At 73.7% G+C, this 11,051-nt stretch carries 9 protein-coding genes and 1 pseudogene; 5 read left to right on the top strand and 5 right to left on the bottom strand.

The window, feature by feature from the left end; translation table 11 throughout:
- The coding region (gene mug, locus ACFW22_RS29420) for a G/U mismatch-specific DNA glycosylase (protein WP_386410205.1) at nt 1-511 on the top strand (511 nt) is incomplete at its 5' end.
- 131 nt (nt 512-642) lie between these two features.
- The gene (locus tag ACFW22_RS29415; protein ID WP_386410202.1) at nt 643-1,800 is read left to right on the top strand and encodes an ROK family transcriptional regulator; all 1,158 of its coding nucleotides are present in this window, start codon (nt 643-645) and stop codon (nt 1,798-1,800) included.
- A gap of 44 nt (nt 1,801-1,844) precedes the next feature.
- Here ACFW22_RS29415 and ACFW22_RS29410 read toward each other — a convergent pair whose 3' ends face one another.
- Together ACFW22_RS29410 and ACFW22_RS29405 are read right to left on the bottom strand one after the other, a co-directional pair.
- Nucleotides 1,845-2,585, bottom strand: coding sequence for a GntR family transcriptional regulator (locus tag ACFW22_RS29410; RefSeq protein ID WP_386410199.1), 741 nt, complete (start codon nt 2,583-2,585; stop codon nt 1,845-1,847).
- 257 nt (nt 2,586-2,842) lie between these two features.
- Nucleotides 2,843-3,850 (bottom strand): RNA polymerase sigma-70 factor, encoded by a 1,008-nt coding sequence (locus ACFW22_RS29405; protein ID WP_386410195.1) that lies wholly within the window; start codon nt 3,848-3,850, stop codon nt 2,843-2,845.
- Nucleotides 3,851-3,973: 123 nt separating this feature from the next.
- Between ACFW22_RS29405 and ACFW22_RS29400 the strand changes: the two genes are divergently transcribed.
- Nucleotides 3,974-4,804 carry an alpha/beta fold hydrolase gene (locus ACFW22_RS29400; RefSeq protein WP_386410192.1) on the top strand — a complete coding sequence of 277 codons (831 nt, stop codon included), beginning with the start codon at nt 3,974-3,976 and terminating at the stop codon, nt 4,802-4,804.
- Between the two features lie 48 nt (nt 4,805-4,852).
- On the opposite strand, the pseudogene ACFW22_RS29395 reads toward ACFW22_RS29400, so the two are convergent.
- The 3 genes and pseudogenes from ACFW22_RS29395 to ACFW22_RS29385 form a co-directional block, all read right to left on the bottom strand.
- A pseudogene (locus ACFW22_RS29395) lies at nt 4,853-5,689 on the bottom strand (EamA family transporter); the annotation flags it as partial.
- Between the two features lie 198 nt (nt 5,690-5,887).
- Nucleotides 5,888-7,438, bottom strand: a complete 1,551-nt coding sequence (locus ACFW22_RS29390) for a serine hydrolase (protein ID WP_386410189.1) — start codon at nt 7,436-7,438, stop codon at nt 5,888-5,890.
- Nucleotides 7,439-7,446: 8 nt separating this feature from the next.
- Entirely contained in the window at nt 7,447-8,409 is a 963-nt protein-coding gene (locus ACFW22_RS29385) for a helix-turn-helix domain-containing protein (RefSeq protein ID WP_386410186.1), read from the bottom strand.
- 108 nt (nt 8,410-8,517) lie between these two features.
- Here ACFW22_RS29385 and ACFW22_RS29380 point away from each other — a divergent pair, with 108 nt between their 5' ends.
- Both ACFW22_RS29380 and ACFW22_RS29375 read left to right on the top strand, forming a co-directional pair.
- Nucleotides 8,518-9,558 (top strand): saccharopine dehydrogenase family protein, encoded by a 1,041-nt coding sequence (locus ACFW22_RS29380; RefSeq protein ID WP_386410183.1) that lies wholly within the window; start codon nt 8,518-8,520, stop codon nt 9,556-9,558.
- A gap of 66 nt (nt 9,559-9,624) precedes the next feature.
- A complete protein-coding gene (locus ACFW22_RS29375; RefSeq protein ID WP_386410180.1) occupies nt 9,625-11,034 on the top strand; it encodes a PLP-dependent aminotransferase family protein in 1,410 nt (469 codons plus the stop codon).
- Nucleotides 11,035-11,051: the final 17 nt, after the last annotated feature.

Here is an 11,051-nt window from a genome sequence, read left to right as displayed (position 1 = left end):
CGACCACATCGTTCCCGATGTGGTCGCGGGCGGCCTCTCCGTGCTCTTCTGCGGGATCAACCCGGGTTTGATGACGGCGGCGACGGGCCACCACTTCGCCCGTCCGGGCAACCGCTTCTGGCCGGTGCTGCACCGGTCCGGCTTCACCCCGCGGCAACTGCGGCCGGACGAACAGGAGGAGCTCCTGGGGTACGGCCTGGGCATCACCAACGTGGTGGCACGGGCGACCGCACGGGCCGACGAGCTGAGCCGCGAGGAGTACCGCGAGGGCGGGCGACTGCTCGTGGACAAGGTGGAACGGCTGGCACCCCGTTGGCTCGCGGTCGTCGGCGTCACCGCGTACCGCACGGCCTTCGGCGAACCGAAGGCCGTCATCGGGCCGCAGGAGCGCACGATCGGAGCGACCCGGATCTGGGTCCTGCCCAATCCCAGCGGCCTCAACGCCCACTGGACCGCTGCGGCGATGGCGGAGGAGTACGCCCGGCTCAGGGCGGCGACCGGGGCCTCCTAGGCGGCGTCGTCCCGTGCGCTCGGGGACGCGGAGGAGACCATCGGCGCAGGTCCGCCGTGGGGGCGGCACTCGCCGCGGCCTGAGCCATTGAGTACCATCCGCTTGACGGGTGCACGAGCTGGGAGGACACGGTGGGGCGGCTGACCGGCGGGGATCCGTCTCTGCTGCGGCGGATCAATTCCGCGGTGGTGCTCCATGCCCTGCGGGGTGCCGATGCACCCACGCTCACGGACCTGACCCGGATCACGGGCCTGTCCCGCCCCACGGTCGAGGGGGTCGTCGAAGGGCTGATGGAGGGCGGACTCGTCGTCGAGTCGGCACCCGAGGAGGGTGAGGCCCGTCGGCAGGGACGTCCGGCGCGGAGGTTTCGCTTCCGTGCGGAGGCCGGCCATCTGCTCGGCATCGAAATCGGTCCGCACCGAGTGGCCGCCCTGCTCTCGGGCTTGGACGGGCGCATCATCGGCGCCGGGTCCCGCGAGGTGTCGGAGACGGCTCCCGAGGACGAACGCCTGGAACGGGTGCGTGCGGTCGTGGCCGACGTCCTGCGCAGGGCCGGGGTCGCCCGGTCCAACCTGCGGGCCGTCGGCGTCGGCACGCCCGGCATCGTGGAGGCGGACGGCACGGTGCGGCTCGGCACGGCGCTGCCCGGTTGGACCGGCCTGGCGCTCGGCGAACGGCTGCGGCGCTCCTTCCGCTGTCCGGTGATCGTGGAGAACGATGCGAACGCAGCGGCCGTCGCGGAGCACTGGAAGGGCGCCGCGACCGACTCCGACGACATCGTCTTCGTCCTGGCCGGGCTGAGCCCCGGGGCCGGCTCGCTGATCGGCGGCCGGCTGCACCGCGGCTTCGGCGGAGCGGCCGGGGAGATCGGAGCGCTGCACCTGCTCGGCCGGGGCGCCGCCCCCGAGCACCTGCTCTCCACGACGGACGAACCGCTGCACCCGTTGGACGAGCAGGCGGTCGCGGAGGTCTTCGCGCTGGCCCGCAAGGGCGACGCACGTGCCCAGGCTGCGGTGGAGCGGTTCATCCAGCGGCTGGTGCACGACGTGGCGGCCCTGGTCCTCGCCATCGACCCGGAACTGGTGGTCGTCGGAGGATGGGCGGCCGGTCTCGACGGAGTGCTCCAGCCGCTCCGCGAGGAGCTGGCGCGGTTCTGCCTGCGGCCCCCTCGGGTGGTGCTGTCGCTGCTCGGCGAGGCGGCGGTGGGCACGGGGGCGCTGCGGCTGGCCCTCGACCACGTCGAGGAGCAGCTCTTCGCGGTCGACGGCACGGTGACGGCCCGCCGCTAGGGATCCCTGCGACGGGCCGGATGTCCGTGGGCGTGCGCCGGGTACTACGAAGCCATGACCAGGTCGATCGAGTCGCCGAAGGTGAGGCGGCAGGTGTCGGCGCGGTAGGTGGCCACGGAGACGGCGGCGGTGCGGCCGGCGGAGAGGTAGCGGGTCGTCACGACGAGGACGGGCGCGCCCGGGAGCCGGTCGAGCTCCTTGGCGTCGTCGGCGCGGGCGGAGCCGAGCTCCACGGCGCGGTCCTGGCCGTCGAGGGCGAGGTGCTGGAGTTCGCGGAGCACGGTGCGGGCACGGGCGGGTCCGGCGGGGGCGTCGATGGCGCTGAGGCCCGGCACGGAGCCGGTCGGCACGTAGAGCAGTTCCGCGGCGACCGGCTGGCCCTGGCTGATCCGGAGGCGGCGGACGACGTGCACCTGTTCGTCGGCACCGATCTCCAGGGCGCGGGCGACCGCGGCCGGGGCCGTGTCGGCGGCGGAGTCCTGGGCCTGCCAGGCGTCGTCGGCGACGCCGGGCCAGAGGTGCTGGGTGGTGGAGACGTCCACGCCGACGCGCGGCGGGGCGACGGTGGTGCCGACGCCGCGGCGGCGCTGCAGACGGCCTTCGAGCTCCAGCTGCTCCAGGGCCTGGCGGAGCGTGGCGCGGGCGACGCCGAAGCGCGCCGCGAGCTCGCGCTCGTTGGGAAGGATCTCCCCGACGGCGAAGTCCGAGTCGAGCGCCTCGCCGATCACTGTCTTGAGGTGCTGGTACTTCGGTTCCGGTACCGATGTCAGCTGCGTGGTCCCCACCCTGATCCTCCGCAATTCGCCGTGTCCCGCGGCGTTTCCGCGCCCTTGTTTATTAAAGGTTCCTGCACTAACTCTGTGACCATAAGGCGAGCCACCCCCTTGGTCAAGACCAATCCTCTGTCGAACGCCCCTGAATGTGACCCTCTGACCTAGATCGTTCACAGGACGTTCGCACCCCTGTGGGCACCGCGCAGCAAAGGGCCCCGCCTCCCCGGAGGGGAGACGGGGCGGGTTCCGGCCGTTTGGCGCGTTCTCCCTCAGGCTCCGGCGAGGAGGGAGAGGTCCCGGAGCTTGTCGGGGTTCCGCACGATGTGGACGCACTGGACGAGTCCGTCCCGCACCTCCACCTGGAAGGCGGTGTCGGGCCTTCCCTCGACGAGGAGGAGGACGGCGGGCGCACCGTTGAGCTCCAGGAGGCGCACCGTGCACCCGGCCCAAGCGGTCTGGACGACGGCGGCGATGAAACGGCCGACCTTGTCGGCGGTCTCGATGGTCCGCAGCGGTGCCTTCGCCTTGCCGCCGCTGTCCCCGACCAGCCGCACGTCCGGGGCGAGGAGGGCGAGGAGCCCGTCGAGGTCACCGCCGGTGGCGGCGGCGAGGAAGCGCTCGGTGAGCTCGCGGCGCTCGACCGGGTCGACGTCGTAACGGGGCCTCCGCTCGTCGACGTGGCGTCGGGCACGCCCGGCGAGCTGACGGACGGCCGCCTCCGAGCGGTCGAGGGCGGTGGCGATCTCCCCGTACGGGAAGCCGAACGCCTCGCGCAGCACGAAGACGGCCCGCTCCAGCGGGGAGAGGGATTCGAGCACCACCAGGAGCGCGAGGGAGACGGAGTCGGCGAGCAGGGCCCGCTCGGCGCCGTCGGACGCGGCGGAACCGAAGTCGGTGATGACGGGTTCGGGGAGCCACGGGCCGACGTAGGACTCGCGGCGGGCCTGTACGTGCCGGAGCCGGTCCAGTGCGAGCCGCGTGGTGATCCGCACGAGGAAGGCGCGGGGCTGGTGGACGCCGGACCGGTCGCCGGCGGTCCAGCGCAGCCAGCTCTCCTGGACGACGTCCTCGGCGTCGGCGGCGCGGCCGAGCATCCGGTAGGCGACGCCGAGGAGCACCGGACGGTGCTCCTCGAAGACTTCGGTGAGCCCTTCGGTCGGAACCGCAGCGGACTCGGCGACTCCCCCGGAGGCCCGGGCGGCCTCCGGGGTGACGGCCCGCTCCGCGGCCCCTTCGGTGGTCGAGATATCAGTGGACACCCGTCCATCCCAGTCCACGGCGCTGCTCCTGTCCACTTTCCGGTCCTTGCCTTGAACTCTCGGCTACTGGACGGTAATTGTTGCTGACGGGTCGTCTAAGGACCTCTTCCCGCCGGTGTTCACGGAAAGCCGAGGAACCGCATGGCCGCACGGACCGCGTTCACGATCGACACCCCCACGGGTCCCCGCACCACGTCCCTGGTGTACGAGCGTCGGGGTGCGGGTGAGCCGCTGCTGCTGCTCCACGGCATCGGACACCACTGGCAGGCCTGGGAGCCGGTCCTCGACGTCCTCGCCGCCGAGCGGGATGTGATCGCGGTCGACCTGCCGGGCTTCGGGGAGTCCGAAGGCCTGCCGGAAGGGGTCCCCTACGACCTGTCCACGGTCGTGCCCGTGCTCGGCGCCTTCTGCGAGGCCGTCGGCTTCGCGCGCCCGCACGTGGTGGGGAACTCCTTGGGCGGACTGCTCGCCCTGGAGTTCGGCCGGGCGGGGCTCGCGCGCTCGGTCACCGCGCTCTCCCCCGCGGGCTTCTGGTCGGAAGCCGAGCGGCGGTACGCCTTCGGGACGCTGCGGGCCATGCGCGGCGCGGCCCTGTCACTGCCCGTTCCGGTCATCGAGCGGCTGTCCCGCACCGCACCCGGGCGCGCCGTGCTCACCAGCACCATCTACGCCCGGCCGGGCCGCAGGTCACCGGAGGCCGTCGTCGCCGAGACGCTCGCGCTGCGCGGGGCCACCGGCTTCCACCAGACCTTGGCCGCGGGCCGGACCGCCCTCTTCCGCGAGTTCGTCCCCTCGGTCCCGGTCACCGTGGCCTGGGGCAGCCGCGACCGGTTGCTGCTGCGCCGCCAGGGCATCCGCGCCAAGCAGGTGTTGCCCGGTGCACGTCTGGTGCGGCTGCCCGGCTGCGGTCACGTGCCGATGAGCGACGACCCGGCCCTCGTCGCGCGCGTGGTCCTGGACGGCAGTCGCTGAGTCCGGCCGGGGCGTCCGCGAGAACAGACCGGTGCCCAGCGCCGCACCGGCGCCCACGAGGAGGCTGCCGGCCGCCTGGGGCACCCCGAAGCCGGCACCACCGACGAGGGCGGCAGTGAGCGCGGCGGCGACGGGAACGGCCCCCGTGGAGAGGGTGGCGCGCTCCATGCCGATCCGTTGGACCCCCCTGTAGAACAGGACGAAGCCGACGACCGTGGCCAGGACGGCCTGCCAGACCAGGGCTCCGGTTTCCTCGATCGTCGGCGTCCGGACGAAGCCGCCGCCGTCCACGACCAGACCGAGGACGGCGGCCTCGACGGCGCCGACCCCGCAGACCGCAGCCGTCAGCACCTTCGGACCGAGCAACCTGAGGACCGGTACGGCAAGGACCGTGAAGCCGACCTCGCCGGCGAGGGCCGCCAGCGACCAGCCGATCCCGGCCGGATCGGTCCGCCCCCAGCCCTGCACGACGAAGGCGCCGGCGGTGACGAGCAGCGCGCCGTGCAGCACGGCGGGGGCCGGCCGACGCCCCTCGGCCAGTGGCACCAGGACGGCGACGACGACCGGTGCACAGCCCACCAGGACGCCGGGGACTGCGGGCTCCGCGGTGCGTTCCGCGGCGAGGACGGCGAGGTTGAAGCCGACCATGCCGACGGCCGCGAGGACGGCGAGCCGCAGCCAATGACGGAGGGTCAGCCGTCGGAGCGGGGCGAGACCACGACGGCCCAGCAGGGGGAGCAGCAGGAGACAGGCGGCCCCGTACCGGAGCGCCTGACCGCCCGTGTACGGGTAGGCGCCGAGCAGGCTGTTGGCGGTGAAGGAGGCGCCGACGAGGGCGTAGGCGAGGGTCACCAGCAGGACCCCGCGCAGGGCGTTGGCGTTCATGACCGTGACGCTAGAAAACCGGGCGGCCCCGATGAAGGGCCACTTCCACGACGCCGTCGGGGACCACTTCCGGGGCGCGGGATGCCACCGGCCCCCGGTGCGCCGGCCCCGTGGACGTTCCGCACCGTGCGCGACGCGTGTCCGCGGCGGGCGCGGTCGGCACGAGGGGGCACCGGTCCGGTTCCGGCGGAGGGCCCGTCAACTCACTCCGCTGCTCCGGGTGAACGTGCCGAGGCCCTGGGCGTCCAGGTATTCGACGGTGAAGGACTTCCCGTCCGGAGCGAAGGTGACCCCGGTGCGGCCGACGGCGTTCTCGCCGGCGGTCTCGAAGCTGAAGGTGTCGCCCGCGTAGTGCGTCAGCGGGTAGGTCTGGGGTTTCGGCCCGAGACGGAGCACCAGGGCTCCGTCCGGACCGGCGACGACCTCGGCGCGCCCGTAGTAGCTGCTGGAGTAGGTGCCGGCGTAGGCCGCGGCGGCCTTCGCCGGCGCGGCGTCCGACGGCGGGTGGGCGTAGTCGGTGTCCGAGCGGCCCTCGTTGGCCTGCTGCTGGTACACCGCGTCCACGAGGGGGATCCAGTCGCGGCTGACCTCACCGGTCTGCGCGATGTCGAAGAAGTCGAGCGCGACGGCGTCGGCGACCCCGACCGGCGAGGCGTTGGTGAGCACGACGATGCCGAGCTGCTCGCCGGGCAGCATCGTGACGTTGGTGTGGGCGCCCTGTGCGAACGCTCCCGTGTGGGACAGCCGGAGGCGTCCCTCGTCGTCGTAACTGACGTTCCACCCCAGGCCGTAGAAACCGGTCCGACCGGCCGGAGCCCGGGGCGGCCCGGTCACGGACTCGGGCCAGTGGGTGCGCTGCAGGGCGTCGGCCTCGACGATCTGCCGGCCGTCCAGCGCGCCGTTGGCGAGCTGGAGCTTCAGCCAGGTCGCCATGTCCCGGGCGGTGGAGCTGACGCCGCCGGCGGGGGACTGTGCGTCCGGGTCCCGCACGAACTCCGGCTTCCACGCGCCGTCGACCTTGACGTGCCCCCAGGCGCGGTCGGGTGCCTGCTCGAAGTCCTCGAAGCGCGAGCTCGTGGAGTTCATGCCGGCCGGCTTGTAGAGGACGTCGGCGGCCAGCTTCTCCCAGGGCACGCCCTTCTCCTCGGCCACGGCTTGGGCCGCCGCCGTCAGGCCGAAGTTGGTGTAGGCGTAACTGGCGCGGAACGGGGCGAGGGGTTCGTCACGCAAGTGGGACAGGACGTACGCGCGGTCGTAACCGAGGTCTTCGAGCAGGTCCCCCGCGTGGTCGGGGAGGCCGCTGCGGTGCGAGAAGAGGTCGGCGACCGTCACGTGGGAGGTGACCCACGGGTCCTTGAGCCGGAAGTCCGGCAGGTTCGGGGCCACGGGCCGGGTCCAGCCCTCGACGCCCACGGCCCCGGAGACGACGGTGGAGGCGATCGGCTTGGAGACGGAGGCGAGCTGGAAGACGGTGTCGGCGTCGACGGCTGCGCTCTCGCCGGCCTTCCGCACGCCGTACCCCTTCAGGTGGACCACCTTTCCGTCGTGGACCACCGCGACGGCCACGCCCGGCACGCCGGTGCGCTTCATGGCGTCCTGGACCACGCCGTCCAGGCGGTCGACGGCCCGGGCCACGTCCGCGTCGTCGAGCTGGGGCGGGGGCTCGGCGGGCGGCGGTGAGGGCCCGGGGGCGGCGGCGCCCAGGAGTGCCGCCAGTCCCGCCGCGGCAAGCCATCGAACAGTGTTCACCCCTCCATTCAACGGCCTGTGCCGCTCCCTGTCGCGCGGGAGCGGAAGGTGCGGCGGTAGGTGTCCGGGGGAACGCCGACGGTACGGTTGAAGTGCCGGCGGAGGGTGGCTGCGGTGCCCATGCCGGTGGCCTCCGCGATGGCGTCGATGCCGTCCCCGGTGGCCTCCAGCAACTCCTGTGCCCGGCGGATGCGTTGGGTGAGCAGCCATTGCAACGGGGTGGTGCCGGTCGCGGTCCGGAAGTGACGGCCCAGGTTGCGCGGGCTCATCCCGGCCCGGCGGGCCAGGTCCTCGACGGTCAGGGGGCGGTCGAGGCGTTCGACCGCCCAGGGCAACAGCTCGGTGAGCGGGTGGTCCTCCCGGGCGGGCACGGGTGCGGTCACGAACTGGGCCTGGCCGCCGTCCCGGTGCGGGGGCACGACCAGGCGGCGGGCGACCGCGTTGGCGATCGCCGAGCCGTGGTCGAGGCGCACCAGGTGCAGGCAGAGGTCCATCGCGGCGGCCTTGCCCGCGGAGGTCAGGACGCCGCCGCCGTCCACGTAGAGCACGTCGGGGTCGACCGTGACCCGTGGGTGGCGCTCGGCGAGGACCCGGGTGTGCGCCCAGTGGGTGGTGGCGCGCCGTCCGTCGAGCAGCCCGGCGGCGGCGAGGACGAACGCGCCCGTGCACAGGGAGGCGATGCGGGCGCCGGCCGCGTGGGCCGCGCGCACCGCGTCGACCAGGTCGGCGGGAGGGGCCGCGTCGACGTCGACCCAGCCGGGGACGATCACCGTGTCCACGTGCAGGAGTCCGTCGAGCCCGCGGTCGGGTTCCAAGCGGAACCGCTCGACCTGCACGGGCCCGGGGCCACAGACGGTCAGGTCGTACCAGGGCACGGTCACACCGGCCGGAGCAGAGCCGAACACCTCGTGGGCGAGGGAGAGTTCGAAGTGCAGCATGCCGTCGGTGACGGCCAGCGCGAGCGTACCCATGTCCGTAATTGTACGAGGCTTGTCGTTCCGGACACTCGCATGCGGCCGGTACGGCCACCACGATGGACCTACTTGAAAGTTCGACGAACGGAAACGGTGGGGAACCCCATGGGATCGACGCAGACGGGCAGGACCGTGACGGTGTTCGGCGCGTACGGACACACCGGGCGCTTCGTGGTCGCCGAACTGCTGGAGCGGGGGTTCGCCCCGGTGCTCTCCGGGCGCGACGCCGACAAGCTGCGGGCCCTCGCCGCGAGCGGCCGGGACCTCGACGTCCGCCCGGCGACGATCGACGACCCCGTCTCGCTGGACCGCGCGGTGTCCGGCGCGGCAGCCGTGATCAACTGCGCCGGTCCGTTCGCCGCGACCGGTGCGCCACTGATCGAGGCAGCGCTGCGCGCGGGCATCCCGTACGTGGACGTGGCCGCCGAGATCGAGGCCAACGCCGACACGTTCACCCGCTTCGCGGACCGGGCCCTCGCCGCAGGAACGGTGGTCGTCCCCGCGATGGCCTTCTACGGCGGGCTCGGCGACCTGCTGGCCACCACGGCGATGGGCGACTGGACGACGGCCGACGAAGTGCACGTCGCGTACGGGCTCAGCAGCTGGCACCCGACGGCGGGCACCCTCGCCGCGGGCAAGGTGTCCCGGGAACGGCGGAACGGCCGTCACGTCCGTTACACCGGTGGACGGTTGGAGTACCACGACGACGCCCCCGCGGTCGTGGAGTGGCCCTTCCCCGCCCCCCTGGGACCCCGACCGGTCATCGGGGAGTTCACCATGGCCGATGTCGTGACCGTCCCCAGCCACCTGGCGGTGCCCGAGGTGCGCACCTACATGGCGGTCGACGCGGCCCGGGACCTGTCCGCACCGGACGCTTCGGCACCGGCCCCGGTCGACGCGCTCGGCCGGTCCGCGCAGACCTTCCTCGTGGACGTCCTGGTGCGCTCCGGGACCGCGGAACGACGGGCCGTCGCCAGGGGCCGGGACATCTACGCCGTCAGCGCGCCGCTCGCCGTGGAAGCGGTGCACCGGATCCTCACCGGACGGACCAGGAGGACCGGCGTCGCCTCGGCGGGCGCGCTCTTCGACGCACCCGACTTCCTCCGCGCACTGGACGCGCACCTCACCCTGGACGTACAGCAGTGATCATGGGGGCCTGACCGGGCGGGCGCCGCCGGACCGGACCGGGGCGACGGGGAGGGGCACGGGGGAATGACGAGCCATGGACGGGCCGCGTGGGAACTGCTGCTGCCGGCCGTCGGCGCTCCGGCGCGACGGCGGGGGCGGGCCCTGCAGGAGGCCTTGCGGGGGGCCGTGCGCTCGGGGCGGCTCACGGCCGGGACGAGACTGCCCTCGAGCCGCGAACTCGCCGCCGACCTGGGCGTCTCGCGGGGCCTGGTCACCGAGGCGTACGAGCAACTGACGGCCGAGGGGTACCTGCGCAGCGAGCGGGGCGCGGGGACCTGGGTGGGCGACGCGGCCCGGGCGGCCGTGACCGGCGCCCGTGACCTGACTGCCGGGCCGCCCGGGATGCGGGTGGACTTCCGCCCGGGAACCCCCGACCTGTCGCTGTTCCCGAGGAGCGCCTGGGCGGCGGCGCAGCGGTCCGTGCTCAGCCGGCTCCCCCACCCGGCGCTCGGCTATCCGGACCCCCGCGGGCTGCCCGAACTGCGCGGGGCGCTGGCCGCGATGCTGACGCGGCGACGCGGCGTGGTGGCCGACCCGGAACGGCTGGTGGTCTGTTCGGGCGTCGCGCAGGCATCGACCCTGTTGGGTTTCGTCCTGCGGGCCCGCGGGCTCCGCCGGGTCGGGATCGAGGATCCCGGCAGCCCGGAGCACGGGCGCCTGTTCGCCTCGACCGGCTTGGAGACGGTGTGGCTGCCGCTGGACGAGGAGGGATTGCGCCCGGGGCCGCTCGCCGACTCCGGGGTGCGGGCGGTGGTCGTGACCCCCTCCCACCAGTTCCCTTCCGGAATCGCCTGGTCGGCGGAGCGTCGGGCGGCGCTCCTCGACTGGGCGCGCACGGTGGACGGGTACGTCCTGGAGGACGACTACGACGGCGACTTCCGCTACGACCGCGCCCCCGTCGGCGCCCTCCAGGGCCTCGACCCCGAACGGGTCGCCTACGCGGGGTCGGTCAGCAAGTCGCTGGCCCCTGGGCTGCGGCTCGGTTGGCTGCTCGTCCCGGAAGCACTGCTCGACGGGGTCGTCGAGCGGAAGCGGACGATGGACCTCGGCAATCCCGTCCTCGACCAGGCCGTGCTCGCCGAGTTCGTGACCCGGGGCGGGTACGACCGGCAGTTGCGCCGCTGCCAACGCGCCTACCGCGAGCGGAGGGACGCCCTGCTCGCCGCACTCGGCGCGCACCTGCCCGGAACCGGGGTGACCGGCATCGCGGCGGGACTGCACGTCATCGCGCGCGTGCCGGAACGGTTCGGGCCGGCGGAACGGCTCCTGGCCCGGGCGGAGGAAGCCGGGGTGGCGCTGCGCCTCCTCCAGGAGCACGGCACCGCACGCCCTGCGGACGGGGACGTCCGGCTCGTCATCGGGTACGCGCACCTGACCCCTGCGGCCATCGACGAGGGGATCCGCCGGGTGGCGGAGGCGTGCGGGGCGGGGTGACCGGTGCGCACTCCGCC

This window comes from Streptomyces sp. NPDC058872 (assembly GCF_042743065.1).
Lineage (GTDB): Bacteria > Actinomycetota > Actinomycetes > Streptomycetales > Streptomycetaceae > Streptomyces.
The sequence above is the reverse complement of the archived record's forward strand: the minus strand, read 5'-3'. Positions and strand labels throughout refer to the sequence as shown.

Bases quoted from the DNA above. Each gene is read 5' to 3' on its own strand.
- ACFW22_RS29400 (WP_386410192.1), top strand. From the start codon at position 3,974: ATGGCCGCACGGACCGCGTTCACGATCGACACCCCCACGGGTCCCCGC.
- ACFW22_RS29385 (WP_386410186.1), bottom strand. From the start codon at position 8,409: ATGGGTACGCTCGCGCTGGCCGTCACCGACGGCATGCTGCACTTCGAA.
- ACFW22_RS29380 (WP_386410183.1), top strand. From the start codon at position 8,518: ATGGGATCGACGCAGACGGGCAGGACCGTGACGGTGTTCGGCGCGTAC.
- ACFW22_RS29375 (WP_386410180.1), top strand. From the start codon at position 9,625: ATGACGAGCCATGGACGGGCCGCGTGGGAACTGCTGCTGCCGGCCGTC.